The sequence below is a fragment of the Streptomyces sp. SAI-127 genome, assembly GCF_029894425.1.
Taxonomy (GTDB): domain Bacteria; phylum Actinomycetota; class Actinomycetes; order Streptomycetales; family Streptomycetaceae; genus Streptomyces.
This window is the reverse complement of sequence record NZ_JARXYJ010000001.1, coordinates 1,100,760-1,116,609: the sequence shown is the minus strand read 5'-3', so window position 1 is coordinate 1,116,609 and position 15,850 is coordinate 1,100,760. Positions and strand designations below refer to the sequence as shown.

The window sequence follows — 15,850 nt, the reverse complement described above, 5'->3', positions numbered from 1 at the left end:
TGGTCGCTCGCAGACGGTCAACGCCGGTGCGCGCTGACCAGCCAGGCGCGGGAGTCGAACCACACGCCGTCGCCGGTGTCGTGCGCGTCGAGGGTCGCGGACAGCCGGTCGAGGGCGCGCTCGGCGGACCCGGCATCCAGATCGGCGAGCCATTCCCTCGCCATGCGCAGCTGGAGTACGGCAGCACGCGCGTGGTCGGCATCCGGGCCGTACCGGACGGGCTCGCGTACGTCGACGACGTCCACCGCTGCGAAGTCTGCCGAGGTCAGGGCCTCGGCCACGACGTCCGGATCGGCCAGAGTGAAGGGGTCGTCGGCCGCAGTGGCCGACGCCGATGACGCGTGCTCGCCGGCGAGCGCCGCCCGGATCGCGGTATGCCACTCCTGCTGGTCGGCGGCCTGCCAGACCAGCTGCACGAAGCGCGCACCCGGTCGCAGGGATCGCCCGATGTTGGCGAACGCGACCACCGGGTCGGAGAAGAACATCGTGCCGAACCGACTGACGCCCAGACTGAAGTACTCCGCCGGGAACGGATGGGCCTGGGCGTCGCCCTGCACGAAATCGACATTGCGGAGCCCTTCCGTCTCGGCCTGTCGGCGGGCCCGCGCCAGCATGGGGCCGGACACGTCGATGCCGAGCGCGCTACCGGGTGACGCCGCTCGGGCCGCGTCCCGGGTGGTCAGGCCGGTGCCGCAGCCGATGTCGAGGACACGATCCCCGGGACGGATGTCGAGGGCTTCCAGCAGTCGCTCGTGATACCGAGCGAGCTCCGAGTCGTAGTCGAACAAGGTGACCGTCTCCTCACGCCGCGGGGCCGTCGCGGAGTACGCCCCGCACGGTGTCCAGCCGTACACCCGGTTCCAACTCTGGCATCCACCACGTCGCGCCGGCTCGCGCGTACGCTTCGGGATCGACACCGAGTGGCAGCCCTACGGCGATGTCGTACGAGGCCATCCGGCCCTGGCGCAGCGCGGTGAGGGAGCCGACGACCTCGGCGAGCTGGTCCGGGTGTTCGAGATTGGCGGGGAAGAAGCCGTCGAGTCGTGCGGCACGGCGGATCGGCTTGGCGTTGCCCGGGAATCCGGCGGCCCAGACCGGCACGCCGGGCCGCTGAACCGGCCGCGGCAGGAAGGCGAGGTCGTCGACGGTGTAGTGCTCGCCGCGGTGGCGCACGGGGTCGCCGGACCAGGCGGCGGCCAGGATGGCCAGGGACTCGTCGAGCATCCGCCCGCGCCTTCGGGCGTCGAGCTCCTCGCCGGTTCTGGACAGCTCGCCTGCGAACCGGTCGCTGCCGATGCCGACGCCGAGGGTGAGGCGGCCGTCGCTGAGCCGATCGAGTGTCGCGCTCTCCCGCGCGACCTTGGCCGGCCGTCGACGGGGAAGCACCGACACCATCGGGCCGAGCCGGATCCGCTCGGTCACGGTCGCGATAGCCGCCAGCGCGATCCACGGGTCGGCGACCTGTCGGACCGGCTCCCGCCAGCACAGCTGATCCCACACGAAGCAGCCGTCCCACCCGGCCTCCTCCGCGTCGGCGGCGAGGCGGGCGACCACCCGCGGATCGGCGAGGTCGTCGAAGAGCGGCAGCCAGAGTGCCGACCGCAGCGGGTTCATGGGCGGCCGCCTTCCGTGTGCCGCTCCAGAGCCGACACGAAGTCGTCCCACACCGGTCGCGGCAGGTCATGTCCGGCACCCTCGAGGACCAGCAGCTCCGCACCTCGGACGGCATCGCGCAGCGCCTCACCGTGCGGCAGCGGCAGCAGGGGGTCGTGATCGCCGTGGACCACGAGCGTCGGCGCCGCGATGTCGCCGAAGCCGCCGTGCGCCGGCCCGTCGAGCTCGATGGCGAAGTGGTTGACCAACGTCGACGCGTAGTTCCTGGCGCGCGCCACGTCACGTTCGACCAGCGCCCGGATCACGGGCTCGTCGAAGTACGGCGAGCCACCGGCGTACGCCCTCGCGCCGTCGACCACGTACTGCACGACCGCGGCCGAGTCGGTGACGTCCGGATCGGCCGGCATGGCCAGGTCGCTCGATGGCGGCGGCAGGTCGTCGGCACCGGTCGAGGCCGAAACGAACGTCAGCGACGCCACCCGGTCGGGATGGTCCACACCGAGGACGAGCCCCAGGCCGCCGAACATCGACTGACAGACCACATGGGCGCGTTCGATGCCCAAGGCGTCCTGGATACCGAGTACATCGAGGGTCAGATCAGTGAACGAGTAGGTCGGCTGCCCCGGCGGGCAGCAGGTCGACCGGCCGGTGTCCCGATGGTCGTGGCGGACCACGAACCGGCCACGGGCGGCGATCTCTTCGCACAGGTCGGTGTCCCACCACAGCATCGAGGCGGCCGCCCCCGCGACCAGCACGATCGCCGGGTCCGCGCCGTCTCCGAAGGTCTCGACACACAGCTCGACACCGTTGATTCCGAGTAGTTGTTCGCCGTGAGATCGATGTGAGGTCATGTCTGGCACGCTAGAGTCCGCGACTCCATTGTGAAAAGCGATGATTTCCGATCAATTCAATCGCTTACAACAATGTACGTCGCTACGCTGGAGCGCGTGAGCACCTTCGAGTTGCGCCACTTGGAGGCGATGGCCGCCATCGCCGAGGAGGGCTCGTTCGGTCGGGCAGCCGCCCGTCTCGGGTACACCCAGTCGACGGTGAGCCAGCAGATCGCCGCGTTGGAGCGGGCGGTCGGAGGTCCGGTGTTCGACCGGCCGGGCGGCCCCAAGCCGGTGCGGCTCACCCCGCTCGGCTCCGTGGTCCTGGAGCACGGTCGCGCACTGCTGGCGAAGGCGGCGGCACTGGCCGAGGCCGTGGACCGGTTCCAGGCGGGGGACGGCCGTATCGACATCGGGACGTTCCAGAGCGTGTCCAACGTGATCCTGCCGTCGGTCGTACGCCGGCTGCGGGACGCGCACCCCGGCTGCGACATCAGACTGTCCGAGGAGGAGCCGGAACAGCCGCAGATCGGTGACCTCGACCTGCTGTTCTACGACGGCCGCATCGACGGCGACGGTGAGCACCGCAAGCTGCTCGACGATCCCTACCTGCTGGTGGCCCGCGTCGGCGACTTTCCCGAAGGTCCGGTCCCGCTGGAGCGGCTCGACGGGACACCGATGGTGGCCTGGCCGCTGACCTGCGACCAGCCCTTGATGGAGCAGGCGCTCGCCCGCAGCGGCGCCCGTCCGCAGATCGTGTTCCGCAGCGCGGTCAACGACACCCTGCTGTCGATGGTGCGAGCCGGCCTGGGATCGGCGCTCCTGCCCTGGCTGGCCATCCTCGGAGCCGGGGTCCCCTCCGACGACAGGCTCCGCATCCACGAGCTACGGCCCACCCTGCCGCCACGGGAGATCTACCTGCACTGGCAGGCCGGACGTATCCACTCACCACTCGCCGCCCGCGCGGTCGACATCGCCGTCGAGGTCGCGGCCGAACTCGCGCCGCCGCCAACCACCGCCTGACGCAAGCCGGTTGCCCCTCGGCGGGCGCGTCGGCCTCACGCCGGATCGACCACCCTGCTCACGATCCACGCATGCTTGCCGACCTGCCGACCGCGCGTGAATCCGAAGTCCTGGAGGAGTTCGACGGTCGCGCTGAACAGGAAGCGGCCCTGCGCCTCGCGTCCGTCGGTCACTTCCGAGATGGCTTCCACGATGCCCCCTCCGGCTTGGGCGATCTGGTCGAGGGCGCCTTCCAGCGCCACCCGCGCGATGCCCCGTCCGCGGTGCTTCCTGTCGACGTAGACGCAGGTGATCCGCCAGTCCGGACGCGGCGGTACGTCCTTGTCGTACGCGCGCCTGTGCTTGATGTTGGGGAGCTCCTCGGGGCTGCCGTACTGGCACCACCCCTGCGCGGTGCCGTCCTCGTCGAGGACGAGCGCGGCGTGGGCGCGGCCGGTCCGCACCCGGTCCTCCTTGGCCTCGCGGTGGCTGATCCCGGACTGGCCGCACTCCGGGTGGTAGCCGATGCACCAGCACCCGCCGAAGATCCCGTTGTTGCGTTCGACGAGCTCCGCGAAGGCGTCCCAGGTGGCGGCGTCCAGGGGGCGGACCTGGTACGGCGTGGGCTCAGGCATCGGCAGCCGCCGCGGCGAGCAGCCGGGCGAGTTCGACCGGCTTGGTGATCATCGGCCAGTGGCCCGAGTCGATGTCGACGAAGTCCAGGTGCCTGGCGCGGGTGGCCTCGGGCACGTCACCGGCGTCGATCCAGTCCCGGGCCTGGGCGGGGGTGAACTCGGGGCACACGAGCAGCATCGGGACGTCGAACCTCCGCTCGTCCTTCAGCCGCACCGTGCCTTTGGTCACCCTCTCGGGCACGGGGATCGCCGCCGAGGCAAAGCGGTTGCGTGTCTCCTCGTCGAGGTCGGCGGAGTCCGGTCCTTCGAAGGGGCCCCACCCGGGGAAGGGCATCACGCCGTCCTTGGTCTCGAAGAAGTCGGCGTACGGCTGCCCGTCGGCGGACGGGAAGCCTCCGACGAGGGCCACCTTGGCGACCCGCTCCGGCCGCGCGTCGGCGGCCAGCCAGGCCAGGGTGCCGGCGGCGGAGTGCCCGACCACCATGGGCTTCTCCGGCGCCGCGTCCACGGCGGCGAGCACCGCCGCCACCTGGTCCTCCAACGTGGCGGACTCAGCTCCGTCACCCTGACCAGGGAGGGTGAGTGCCACGGGGCGGTGGCCGAGTTCCTCGAGCGCGGGCACGACGCCGTCCCAGGCGGAGCCGTCCAGCCACAGGCCGGCGATGAGCAGGATGTCCATGGATGAGTCCTCTTTCCCGTGAAGCCCGTGAGGCCGGTCGGTGCCATCACGCTACGACTGATTCCGGACAATCCACTTCCGGTATGTCTCGTGACCACCTAATCTGCTCGGGTGCCGACCGAGCTCAGCCCCACCGCGCGAGCCCTGCGCACCCTCGAGATCCTCCAGTCCCGCCCCGCGGGGGTGACGGCCGACGAGCTCGCCGCGTCCCTGGGCGTCACGGAACGGGCCGCGCGCCGGTACGTCGGGATCCTCCGCGAGGCGGGCATCCCCGTGCACTCGGCCCGGGGCCCCTACGGCGGGTACAGACTGGGGCGCGGGGCGCGGCTGCCGCCGGTCGTCTTCACGGAACCCGAGGCGCTGGGCCTGGTCATGGCCGTCCTCGACGGTCAGCCGGCGGCCGCCGATCCCGATGCCGACGACCTCGTCGGTGCCGCCCTGGGCAAGGTCATCCGGGCGTTGCCCGAGAGCGTCGGCCGGCAGGCGGCCGCCCTGCGAGAGCACGCGTCGGCGGCACCCGACCGGAACGCGTCCCGTCCGGATCCCGCCCTCACGAGCACACTCGTCGCGGCGAGCGCGGTGCGACGCCGTGTGCTGGTCACCTACCGCAGTGAGTCCGGCAACGAGTGGGAGGCCGAGGTGGATCCCTGGGCGGTCGTCGTTCGCTACGGCCGCTGGTACCTCCTGTGCCACTCCCACCGCGCGGACGCGATCCGCACCTACCGGATCGACCGGGTCCGCGCGGTCCGGGAGACCGCCCACGGCTTCGAGATGCCCGCCGGCCTCGACCCGGTGGCGGCGCTGGAGGAGAACCTGGGCAAGGGGTGGGAGTTTCCCACGCGGGTGGTGTTCGACGCCCCGATGGCCGAGGTGCTGCCGTCGATCCGCCCGCCCATGGGACGGCTTGAACCGTCGGGAGACGGGTGCGTGCTTGTCGGCAGCACGAGAAATCCCACGATGTACGCGCAGGAGTGGCTGGCGCAGCTGCCGTTCGCCTTCCGCGTCGAGGGCGGGCAGGAGCTGCGGGCGGCGGTGGAGGCGCTCGCCAAGCGTTTCACGGCGGCCGTGACGGACGAGACCTGAGCGTTCATCGTGAACGGCCCTTCCCCGCACGCTACTTGACGTCGTTCGAAGTTGTCCGAGGCATCTTGTCCGGCGTGGATCACCTGCGCCGGGGGGCAGGAGGTCCTCGTCGAGTTCGCCCAGGACCGCCGGCGAGCCGTATGAGTCGAGGTCGTTCAGGCTGCGTGGCTCTCGGGGCAGGCCGATGAGTTTGCCGGTTGCCTGAAGTCTCCCTTGTGAACTGGAGGAGAGGCGGAGGTCAGAATGAGCAATCCGATTCGGCTGTACATGTCGATGTCGCTCGACGGCTGTATCGCCGGTCCGGACGATCGGCCGGGGCAGGAGCTCGGACGTGACGGTGGACGGCTGTTCAACTGGCTCGACGACCGGGAGTCCGACGGCCCGAGCGGCCAGGTCTACCGCGAAGCGCTGGCGACCGGCGCGGTGATCTCCGGCCGACGGACCTTCGAACTCGCCGGGCGCTGGCAGGGCGACCATCACGACGGCGTGCCGATCTTCGTCCTCACCCACCGGGTGGACGACGGGGACGTGCCACCCGGCCACGCGCGTTTCGTCACCGACGTCGAGGACTGCGCCCATCAGGCTCGCGCGGCCGCCGGGGACCGGCCGGTCATGGTGCATGGGGCGGGGGCGGCCCAAGCGCTTCTCCGAGCCGGGCAGTTGGACGAGATGGAGATCCACCTGGTGCAGGTCCTCCTCGGCGACGGTCGACGGCTGTTCGACCACCTCGGTGGTGATCACATCGAACTCGACCTCGTCCGCCGGCTCGAGGACCGCGACGTCACGCACCTCCGCTACCGGGTGCGCCGACCGGGAGAGGCCGTATGAAGACGCTCTTCGTCGCCTACCGCGTCACCGATCTGGATCGCTCGCTCGGCTTCTACACCGCCTTGGGCTATGCCGAACTGGGCAGGGTCGAGGTCGGCGACGGGAGCCGCCTTGTGATCCTGAAGTTCCCCGGCGAACCGGCGGCCTCGCTCGAACTGGTCCACCGTCCCGCCGACGGACGCGTCGACGTGGGCAGCGGAGTCGACCACCTCGCGATCCAGGTGGACACGCTGACTGTCACCCTGGAGACGCTGGCCGAAGCCGGCCTGGAACCGGGACCTGTCCAGTACCCGGGCGGCCCTCACGGCCCGAAGACGTCATGGCTCACCGACCCGGACGGTTACCGGATCGAGCTGGTGGAGTGGCCGCCCGGACACGCCGACGGCATCACCGCAGCAGACTTCTCCTGACGTGGTCACGGTGAGCGGGGTGGCGGCGCTCACGCCACGGCCGTCGCCGGCCGGCCCAGGCGGACAACCAAGTGCCGGCCATGACTTGCCCTCCGTCGGTACCGGCGTGATCAAACATTCAAAAAAGGGATCTCCACGACTGGCAAAGAGGTCTACCCGCATAGACGACCTCGATGCTGTCATGCTCACGACCGCCCGGAATTCCTGCCGGGCACCCCCCTCGGGAGACCCCCCATGCCCCGAATATCCCGCTCCCTGGTCACCGCCCTCTCCTCCCTCGCCCTCGCCGCCGCCGGACTCACCGTCGCAGCCGGCACCGCGCACGCGCAGAGCTGCAGCCAGGGCTACCTCCCCCTGCCCGACCCGAGTTGCCAGCCCGGTGACTTCAACCCGGACGTCACCCAGTCCACCATCGACTCCACCATCTGCGTCTCCGGGTGGACCGCGACCGTCCGGCCGTCCAGCTCCTACACCACCGCGCTGAAGAAGACGCAGATCGTCGAGTACGGCTACACGGACACCAGCACCTCGGACTACGAGGAGGACCACTTCGTACCCCTCGAACTCGGCGGTGCTCCCAAGAGTGCGCTGAACCTCTGGCCCGAGCCGGAGTACGGCACCACGACCGCCGCCAACAAGGACACCGTCGAGAACAAACTCAAGAAGGCCGTCTGCGCCGGCACCGTCAGCCTCGCCGACGCCCAGGACGCGATCGTCACGGACTGGACGACCGCCCTGTCGAACCTCGGCCTGAGCTGATCCCGTCCGCAGGGGTGGACGACAGGGGTGGGACGGTGGGCGCGGGGTAACCGCGTCTGTACGAAGGCCTTGTCGTCGACCTTCTCAGGAGGACAGTCGTGCCTGGCATGTTGGAGAAGATCAAGCGGTTCAGCAGGAGCCCGCAGGGGCGACGTGCCGCCGAACAGGTGCGCCGTGCCTCGGCCGATCCGCGTCGCCGAGCCCAGGCTCGGCAACTGCTCGGCAGGCTCCGGGGACAGCGCCACTGAATCGGTTTCGGGGTGGCCCGAACACTCGCGACCCGTAGTCGTGGCATGGGCCCCGCACACCGTGCGGGGCCCACACAGTCGCCAGCTCGTCACCGCGGCCTGATGGACGCCCTGGTCATCCGCTGCCTGATCGTCCCGGCTCTGATGCAGCTGATGGGCAAGTGGGCCTGGTGGCCGCCAGCCCCGCTCGCCCGTCGCCTGCCCAGGGTGGCGCTCGAACGACCTGCGGACAGCTGACGACCGCAACGGTTCGTTCCGTCAACGCCCGTGTGCGGAAAGCGGCTTGCCCGAGACGGGCGGCCGTGCAGGGCGAGGGATCGGCCGAGCCCACAGGCTTCGCATCGTCAGCCGCCCCCACCGCCCCATCCGTGTTCTACCGCCCCATTGTGCTGAGGCAACTGCCCCCCTACTGTTCGACTTTGCCTGAGTCTGTTCGATGCTGATTGCTCGGGCGATAGGGAGGCCGCAGTGCGGGGTAATCCGATCGACTCAGAGACCGCGAGACCCGGTCGTCGTGGGTGGTGGAGGGCGGCCATCGCTACGGCCGCGACCATCGCCCTGGCCGTGGGCATGGCCGCGCCCGCCACGGCGCGGGAGGCGGACGGGCCGGCGCCCGCCGCCGCATCCGCCGCCGACGCGCAGGCGCACACGGTGACTCTCGACGGCTACTCGTTCCTCGTCGACGGCAAGCGGACCTACCTCTGGTCCGGCGAGTTCCACTACTTCCGGCTTCCGAGCCCCGACCTGTGGCGGGACATCTTCCAGAAGATGAAGGCCGCCGGCTTCAACTCCACCTCGTTGTACTTCGACTGGGGATACCACTCGCCCAAGCCGGGCGTGTACGACTTCAGCGGGGTGCGTGACGTCGACAAGCTCCTCGACATGGCCGAGGAAGCCGGGCTCTACGTGATCGCGCGCCCCGCGCCCTACATCAACGCCGAGGTCGACAGCGGCGGCCTGCCCGGGTGGCTGACCACCAAGGCCGAGAACAACCGCAGCGACGACCCGCGGTTCCTCAAGTACGCCGACGAGTGGCTGACGCAGATCGACCGGATCATCGCCCGGCACCAACTCACCAACGGCACCGGGTCGGTCATCGCCTACCAGGTCGAGAACGAGTACTACAACGGCTCCTCCGCCGCCCGCTCCTACATGCAGCACCTCGAGGACAAGGCCCGCGCCGACGGCATCACCGTGCCGCTGACCGGCAACAACAACGGCACCTTCAACTCCGGTGCCGGCGCCCTGGACGTGGACGGACCGGACTCCTATCCGCAGGGCTTCGACTGCTCGAACCCCTCGAAGTGGAACGGTGTCCCCGACATCAGCTACGACCACCCCGCCGGCAAGCCGCTGTACTCCCCGGAGTTCCAGGGTGGCGCCTTCGATCCCTGGGGCGGTCCGGGTTACGACAAGTGCGCCGAGCTCATCAACGACCAGTTCGCCAACGTCTTCTACAAGCAGAACATCGCGGTCGGCGCGACCGCGCAGAGCTTCTACATGACCTACGGCGGCACCAACTGGGGCTGGCTCAGCATGCCGCAGAACTACACGTCGTACGACTACGGAGCCGCGATCCGCGAGACCCGCCAGCTCGATCCGAAGTACGACGAGGACAAGCTGATCGGGTACTTCACCCAGTCGGTGGCCCCGCTGACCAAGACCGACGCGATCAGGACCACACCACCGGACGACTCCGCGATCGTCGACACCGCACGGATGAACCCGGACACCAGGACACAGTTCCATGTGCTGCGGCACGGCAACTCCACGTCCACGGCGGTCGACAGGACTCACATCTCGCTGGACTTCAACGCTCAGCCGGCCACGGACACCACCTACACCTGGGACGACCCGGACTCCGCGCTCCAGTACGCCGGTTCGTGGTCGCATGTGGCCGACCAGAGCTACACCGGAGGCGACTACAAGCACACCGAGTCGTTCTCCAACAAGGCCGGTGACTCGGTCACCGTCCCCTTCGACGGCACCGCGATCCGCTGGATCGGCTCGAAGACGAACAACCACGGCAACGCCGACGTCTACCTGGACGGCACCAAGGTGGCCACGGTCGACGACTCCGGCAGCGAGAACCAAGCGGTGATCTTCCAGAAGACCGGCCTGACGGCCGGAGCGCACACGCTGAAGATCGTCGTCGCCGGGAGCCACAGCTCGGGGTCCACCGACAACTACGTGTCCATCGACGCCATCGACGTACCGACGGGTGACGCCGCCGCGGAGCCGACCTACCCCGTCGTCCCCCAGCAGCCGGGCACCGCGATCACGCTCGACGGACGCGACTCCCACGTGATCGTGGCGAACTACCGTCTCGGGGATGCGCAGTTGCAGTACTCCACCTCGGAGATCATGACCGGCGCGACCATCGGCGACCGGGACCTCGCCGTGCTCTACGGCGACCCGGACAGCGACGGCGAAACCGTCCTGCGCTACTCCTCCAAGCCCACCGTGACCACCAGCGGCGGCACCGTCACGAGCACCTGGGACCCGGCCACCGGTGACCTGCGGCTGAACTACACCCACACGGGCCTGATCAGGATCAACGTCAGCGGCGACGCACAGCGCCCGCTGGTGCTGCTCGTGGGCGACAAGGCCACTGCGAAGACGTTCTGGCGTCAGGACACCGCGACCGGCCCGGTCCTGGTGCGCGGCACCCACCTGCTGCGGACGGCGACCAGCCTGAACGGCGGCCGTACGGTCGCGCTCACCGGCGACAACGACGACGACAAGAACATCGAGGTGTTCACCTCCGCGGCCCGCGTCACCTGGAACGGCCGGCCGGTGGACACCCGGGCCACCGACTCCCGGAGCCTCACCGGCACGATCCCGACGGCCGCCGCGATACACCTGCCGGCCCTCACGAACTGGAAGCACGCCGAGGAGTCCCCCGAAGCGGCCCCCGGTTTCGACGACACCGACTGGCAGGTGGCCGACAGGACGACCACGAACAGCGTCTCCGGCGTCAACAAACTGCCGGTGCTCTACGCGGACGACTACGGCTTCCACACCGGCAACACCTGGTACCGCGGCCGCTTCCGCGCCACCGGCAAGGAGACCGGCATCCACCTGGTCTCGGACTCCGGCGGAGGCGCACAGGCGTTCTCCGCCTGGCTCAACGGCACCTTCCTGGGGAGCTCGACCACGGGCAGCGCCGACTTCACCTTCCCGGCCGGGTCGGTCAGGTCCAAGGGCGACAACGTCCTCTCCGTGCTCACCGTGAACATGGGGCACGAGGAGGACTACAACTCGACCAACGGCAACAAGACCGCGCGCGGTCTGACCAGCGCCTCCCTGGTCGGAGCCCCGCTGACCTCCGTCACCTGGCGCCTCCAGGGCGTACGCGGTGGCGAGGACCTGCAGGACACGGTGCGCGGCCCGCTCTCGACGGGCGGCCTGTACGGCGAGCGGGCGGGCTGGTCCCTCCCGGGTTACCCGGACGGCAAGTGGAACCGGGTCACCCTGCCGGCGACCGACACCCGCCCCGGGGTGTCCTGGTACCGCACCGATGCCACTCTGGACCTGCCCCGCGGCCAGGACACCTCACTCGGCCTGACGTTCACCGACGACCCGTCACGCAAGTACCGTGCCACGCTCTTCGTGAACGGCTGGCAGGTCGGCAACTACGTCAACTACCTCGGTCCGCAGCACACGTTCCCCGTCCCCAACGGAATCCTGAACCCGAACGGCCGCAACAGCATCGCCATCGCCGTGTGGAACCTGGACGGCAGCACCGGCGGCCTCGGCAAGGTCTCGCTCACCGACTACGGCAGCTACGCCTCGTCCCTGCGCGTCGGGCAGAACGACAGCCCGCGCTACGACTCCCAGAAGTACGCGATGCCGAAGCGTCCTGGAGCGGAGGTCACCCTGGACGTGCCCGACACCGCTCAGCCGGGCCAGGCCTTCACGGCCCGGACGACCGTGCGGGTGCCGAACGGCGCACCGCCCGCGTCCCGGCTGACGGCCGCGCTCTCCGCACCCGACGGCTGGAACGTGAGCGCCACGAGCCCCGTGTCCCTCAAGCGCCTGCAGCCGGGCGGCTCGGCAACCTTCACGTGGAAGGTCCAGCCACCGACCGGGGATCTGCCCTCCGCCTCGGCACTGACCACCACGGTGCGCTACCTGCAGAGCGGACGGCAGGCCACCGGTGTCGACGAGCGCATCATCGGCGGGATACCACCGGCGCCGCCGGCCGGGAAGAGCGCTGTGAGCGACCTGCCGTTCCTGTCTTCCACCAACGGATGGGGGCCGGTGGAGCGTGACAGCAGCGTCGGCGAGCAGGCGGCCGGGGACGGCCGTGCGATCAGCATCGGCGGAGTGGGCTACGCCAAGGGCCTCGGCACCAACGCGCTCAGCGACGTCCAGCTCTACCTCGCCGGAAGCTGCTCGCGGCTGACGGCGGACGTGGGCGTCGACGACGAGACGGGCGGTGCGGGAACGGTGACGTTCTCCGTGATCGCCGACGGCAAGACGCTGCTGACCACCCAGACGATCCGCGGCCGACAGACCGCCGTACCCATCGACGTCGACATCAGCGGCGCCCAGGTGATCGACCTCAAGGTCGGCGACGGAGACGACGGCAACGGCAACGACCACGGCGACTGGGCGGTCCCCACACTGACATGCGGCTGACAGCCGTATAGAGGTAGTGGGTCCTGATTCTTCTGCCCGTGCCTCGCGAGGCACGGGCAGCAGCGGCGCGTCACCGTGACTGTGCTCAGGCGCGCTGACGCTCCTCCCGCCGCCGCACCAGTTCCTCGACCGCGCTCGGCAGGGTCGTCTCGAAGTCGATCAGCTTTGCCCAGGTCGGTGTCACGACGATGCGGACCATGCCGTCGTGGTAGAGCGAACGCACCTCCGCCTCCCACTCGACCCGTTGCTCGGGGGTCATCTCGTAGGTGCTGGTCGGCTGGAGGTACTCGTCCGGGATGCCGTCGACGAAGTCCAGCTCGGCCCGACCCCGGATGAGGAGGATCTTGGGCGGGTGCACCTCGGTGTCGATGGTCAGGGCGACCGCCGGGTTCTCGCGCAGGGACGGCAGCTTCGGGGCGTTCTTCGAAGTGCACATGACGATCTCCGAGCCGTTCCAGACGAACGCGATCGGCACGTTGCGGGGTGTGCCGTCCTTGGCGACGTACGCCAAGCGGGTCACATCGCGAGCCAACAGCTCCTGACTGATCGGTCGGTTCAGAACCTCGGTGATCTCGTTCGTCTCCACGGTTGTTCCTCCGTTGTGATCGTGGGGGTCGGTCACACCTGGGACGGAGTCGGCGCCACATTCTCGACACCCGGAAACGCACTGAGTTCTAGTCGTTGTCGCTCCAGCTCGGGCGGCGCTGCGGAGGTCCGGCGAGGATCAGTTGCTCGATGCAGGCGTACCGTTCGCGTGCGCGACGGGCGCTGCGGCGTCCGCTCAGGACGGTGCCCAGCCAGCCGCAGGCGAAGCCCACCGGTACCGAGACCAGGGCGGTCGTGGTGAAGGGGAACCAGTTCAGGTCGGCTTCCGGGAACGCCGATGCCGGGGAACCGGAGACGAGCCGGGTGCCCGACATCAGGACCAGAACGGCGACCGAACCGCCGATCAGCGTGCTGAGCAGCCCGGCCTTGCCGAAACGTCGCCAGAACAGCGAGTAGACCAGCGCGGGCGCGATGGCGGAGGCGCCCATGCAGAAGGACAGGGTGGCCAGCGACTGAAGGCTGCGGTGCTGGGCCAGGGCAGCCAGCAGCACCACCGGTACGCCGACGATCAGTGCGCCGGCCCTCGCCAGGGTCATCTCCCGCAGGGCGGGCATCCCACTGTGCCTGGAGGCGGCGACGTCGTGCGCCAGTGAGTTGGCGCAGGCGAGCGTCATCCCGGCGACGGACGCCAGGAGGGTCAGGAAGATCGCCGTGGTGACGGTGCTGAACACCAGGCTCTCGGGGCGGGAGACATCGGGTCCGAACACGGCGCGCGCCCCGAGCAGGTAGGCGGTGCTGCCGTGCGGGTCGGCGGCCGTGATCCGTTCGCGGCCGACCAGCGCCGTGGTGCCGAGGCCGATGACGGTGATCACCAGCATGAACAGGGCGACCGAGGACACCGCCCAGGACATCGTGCGCCGTACCTGGCGGGCGTCGCCCGCGGTGTACATCCGCATGGTGACGTGCGGCAGGCAGGCGCCGCCGAGCACGATGGCGACCTGTGTGCTGACCATGTCCAGTCCGGGGTGCGGCCCGTCCGAGAACTGCAGGCCGTACCGGAGGAACGCCTCGCCGGTCCCGCTGCGCTGCGCGGCGGTGTCGACCAGCGTGCCCGGGTGCCAGCCGAAGGTCGCGAGGATGAGTACGGCGACCACGAGGCCGGATCCGAGGAGCATCACCGTCTTGATGATCTGGATCAGCGCGGTTCCCCTCATCCCGCCCAGGGCGGCATAACTGATCATCAGGATGCCGGCGCCGGCGATGCAGCCGGTCTGCATGGCGCGGTCGGAGAAGCCCAGGATGAACGCCAGCAACTGTCCCACGCCCGCCAGTTGCACGATCATCATCGGGATCAGCGAAAGCAGGGTCACCGCACACGCGGTGATGCGCACGGCCCGCCCGGGGACACGTCGGCTCAGCGCGTCACCCATGGTGAACCGGCCGGTGTTGTGCAGGGGTTCGGCGAGCAGGAACATCAGCAGGAGCAGGGACAGCAGCGTGCTCAGGGCCAGGACGACTCCGTCGTAGCCGCACAGGGCGATGACCCCGCCGATGGTGAGTACGGTCGCGGCGGAGATGTAGTCGCCGGCGACGGCCAGGCCGTTGCGCAGCGGGGACAGCGATCGGTAGCCGGTGTAGAACTCCTCCAGGTCGTCGCGGTCGGGGCCGGTCAGGACGCACAGCAGGAGCGTGAGGGTGACGACGCTGCAGAACGCGACCAGGGACCAGGACTGCGCGGAGCCACCGAGGCCGGTCATGCCTGTGCCCGTCCGTCGCCGTCGGCCGGGGACGCGTACCGGCTGACCCTGCGGGCCAGGGGATCGACGAATCGCCGGGCCGAGTACTCGAACAGCAGGACGGCAAGCCAGGTGACGGGGATCTGTACGACGGCGAGCAGCAGGCCGGTGGGGAGCCCGCCGAGGGTCGGGCGAGCCATGAAGGCGGGGGCTTTGACGGTGAGGGTGAGGAAGACGGCGAAGTAACCGAGGGCGGCGAGGGTGGCCACGCGTCGCTGCCACCGGCAGGCGCGGCGCAGGACCCGCAGGGCGCGGTGATAGCTGGACCACGAACGCTGACGGGCCCCGCTTCCCGGGCGCTCTCCGGCCGACGCGATGGGCGGCGGCCGGTGTGCGGTGGGGGAGGGGACCCGTCCGTTGTGCCGGTGCGACAGGGATAATTCCGAGCGGTCGTAGGACATCCCAAAACTCCTAGCGCGGTGGGCCCGGCATTCACGGACCGCAGGAAAGTGGGGGAGGCGGAGGCGGTTCGGGTCACCGCACGTTATGCGGGTGTCCGGGCGGTGGATGTGTGTTCCGTTGAACTTTCCGGCGGGAGCCCCGAAGGCGAGCAGGCCGCGGTTGGTGCCCCTGGTGACGGTGGGACGGAAGTGCCACAGGTGTCTTCTGTTTTCACTTTCCTTGGAATTCGGCCGTCCGTACGTCGTACATCAGTCCCCGTCGGCGGGGCGATGCGCAGTACGTCGTTTGCCGCACTGGCGTGCCGTCCATCGTGGGGGTGGTACTGCTGGCATATGCCTGACGAGTATCGCGCCGCCTGAACGTGCCCCGGTGCA

Annotated in this window: 14 protein-coding genes; 6 read left to right on the top strand and 8 right to left on the bottom strand. The window is 69.7% G+C overall.

From position 1 onward, the window contains the following. Positions 1–17 precede the first annotated feature (17 nt). From M2157_RS05380 to M2157_RS05370, 3 genes are read right to left on the bottom strand one after another with little or no spacing between them, the layout of a single operon-like run. Positions 18–788, bottom strand: a complete 771-nt coding sequence (locus tag M2157_RS05380; protein ID WP_280864596.1) for a methyltransferase domain-containing protein — start codon at positions 786–788, stop codon at positions 18–20. Positions 789–801: 13 nt separating this feature from the next. Then, entirely contained in the window at positions 802–1,614 is an 813-nt protein-coding gene (locus tag M2157_RS05375) for an LLM class flavin-dependent oxidoreductase (protein WP_280864595.1), read from the bottom strand. Then, positions 1,611–2,465, bottom strand: coding sequence for an alpha/beta hydrolase (locus tag M2157_RS05370; RefSeq protein ID WP_280864594.1), 855 nt, complete (start codon positions 2,463–2,465; stop codon positions 1,611–1,613). The genes M2157_RS05375 and M2157_RS05370 overlap by 4 nt, the downstream gene beginning before the upstream one ends. A 72-nt stretch (positions 2,466–2,537) precedes the next feature. On the opposite strand from M2157_RS05370, the gene M2157_RS05365 reads away from it, so the two are divergent. After that, entirely contained in the window at positions 2,538–3,467 is a 930-nt protein-coding gene (locus M2157_RS05365; protein WP_348541779.1) for a LysR family transcriptional regulator, read from the top strand. 35 nt (positions 3,468–3,502) lie between these two features. Here M2157_RS05365 and M2157_RS05360 read toward each other — a convergent pair whose 3' ends face one another. Further along, complete coding sequence (locus M2157_RS05360) at positions 3,503–4,081, bottom strand: GNAT family N-acetyltransferase (protein WP_280860638.1); 579 nt, start codon at positions 4,079–4,081, stop codon at positions 3,503–3,505. Beyond that, positions 4,074–4,760, bottom strand: a complete 687-nt coding sequence (locus M2157_RS05355; RefSeq protein ID WP_280864592.1) for an alpha/beta fold hydrolase — start codon at positions 4,758–4,760, stop codon at positions 4,074–4,076. The genes M2157_RS05360 and M2157_RS05355 overlap by 8 nt, the downstream gene beginning before the upstream one ends. Before the next feature lie 111 nt (positions 4,761–4,871). Here M2157_RS05355 and M2157_RS05350 point away from each other — a divergent pair, with 111 nt between their 5' ends. The 5 genes from M2157_RS05350 (at position 4,872) to M2157_RS05330 (ending at position 12,732) form a co-directional block, all read left to right on the top strand. Beyond that, the gene (locus M2157_RS05350) at positions 4,872–5,843 is read left to right on the top strand and encodes a WYL domain-containing protein (protein WP_280860636.1); all 972 of its coding nucleotides are present in this window, start codon (positions 4,872–4,874) and stop codon (positions 5,841–5,843) included. Positions 5,844–6,086: 243 nt separating this feature from the next. Next, complete coding sequence (locus M2157_RS05345; RefSeq protein WP_280860635.1) at positions 6,087–6,671, top strand: dihydrofolate reductase family protein; 585 nt, start codon at positions 6,087–6,089, stop codon at positions 6,669–6,671. After that, the gene (locus M2157_RS05340) at positions 6,668–7,081 is read left to right on the top strand and encodes a VOC family protein (RefSeq protein ID WP_280860634.1); all 414 of its coding nucleotides are present in this window, start codon (positions 6,668–6,670) and stop codon (positions 7,079–7,081) included. Before M2157_RS05345 ends, M2157_RS05340 begins: the two co-directional genes overlap by 4 nt. A 234-nt stretch (positions 7,082–7,315) precedes the next feature. Further along, positions 7,316–7,840, top strand: a complete 525-nt coding sequence (locus tag M2157_RS05335; protein ID WP_266512535.1) for a hypothetical protein — start codon at positions 7,316–7,318, stop codon at positions 7,838–7,840. A gap of 716 nt (positions 7,841–8,556) precedes the next feature. Continuing rightward, positions 8,557–12,732 (top strand): beta-galactosidase, encoded by a 4,176-nt coding sequence (locus M2157_RS05330; RefSeq protein WP_280864591.1) that lies wholly within the window; start codon positions 8,557–8,559, stop codon positions 12,730–12,732. A gap of 85 nt (positions 12,733–12,817) precedes the next feature. Here the strand turns inward: M2157_RS05330 and M2157_RS05325 are convergent, their stop codons facing one another. The 3 genes from M2157_RS05325 to M2157_RS05315 all read right to left on the bottom strand — a co-directional run bounded on the left by M2157_RS05325 (position 12,818) and on the right by M2157_RS05315 (position 15,475). Then, complete coding sequence (locus M2157_RS05325) at positions 12,818–13,318, bottom strand: pyridoxamine 5'-phosphate oxidase family protein (RefSeq protein ID WP_280864590.1); 501 nt, start codon at positions 13,316–13,318, stop codon at positions 12,818–12,820. 88 nt (positions 13,319–13,406) lie between these two features. Then, a complete protein-coding gene (locus tag M2157_RS05320; RefSeq protein WP_280864589.1) occupies positions 13,407–15,035 on the bottom strand; it encodes a cation acetate symporter in 1,629 nt (542 codons plus the stop codon). Next, the gene (locus M2157_RS05315; protein WP_280860629.1) at positions 15,032–15,475 is read right to left on the bottom strand and encodes a DUF485 domain-containing protein; all 444 of its coding nucleotides are present in this window, start codon (positions 15,473–15,475) and stop codon (positions 15,032–15,034) included. Before M2157_RS05315 ends, M2157_RS05320 begins: the two co-directional genes overlap by 4 nt. Positions 15,476–15,850 lie beyond the last annotated feature (375 nt).

Bases quoted from the DNA above. Each gene is read 5' to 3' on its own strand.
- M2157_RS05375 (WP_280864595.1), bottom strand. From the start codon at position 1,614: ATGAACCCGCTGCGGTCGGCACTCTGGCTGCCGCTCTTCGACGACCTC.
- M2157_RS05370 (WP_280864594.1), bottom strand. From the start codon at position 2,465: ATGACCTCACATCGATCTCACGGCGAACAACTACTCGGAATCAACGGT.
- M2157_RS05365 (WP_348541779.1), top strand. From the start codon at position 2,538: ATGTACGTCGCTACGCTGGAGCGCGTGAGCACCTTCGAGTTGCGCCAC.
- M2157_RS05360 (WP_280860638.1), bottom strand. From the start codon at position 4,081: ATGCCTGAGCCCACGCCGTACCAGGTCCGCCCCCTGGACGCCGCCACC.
- M2157_RS05355 (WP_280864592.1), bottom strand. From the start codon at position 4,760: ATGGACATCCTGCTCATCGCCGGCCTGTGGCTGGACGGCTCCGCCTGG.
- M2157_RS05345 (WP_280860635.1), top strand. From the start codon at position 6,087: ATGAGCAATCCGATTCGGCTGTACATGTCGATGTCGCTCGACGGCTGT.
- M2157_RS05340 (WP_280860634.1), top strand. From the start codon at position 6,668: ATGAAGACGCTCTTCGTCGCCTACCGCGTCACCGATCTGGATCGCTCG.
- M2157_RS05335 (WP_266512535.1), top strand. From the start codon at position 7,316: ATGCCCCGAATATCCCGCTCCCTGGTCACCGCCCTCTCCTCCCTCGCC.
- M2157_RS05320 (WP_280864589.1), bottom strand. From the start codon at position 15,035: ATGACCGGCCTCGGTGGCTCCGCGCAGTCCTGGTCCCTGGTCGCGTTC.
- M2157_RS05315 (WP_280860629.1), bottom strand. From the start codon at position 15,475: ATGTCCTACGACCGCTCGGAATTATCCCTGTCGCACCGGCACAACGGA.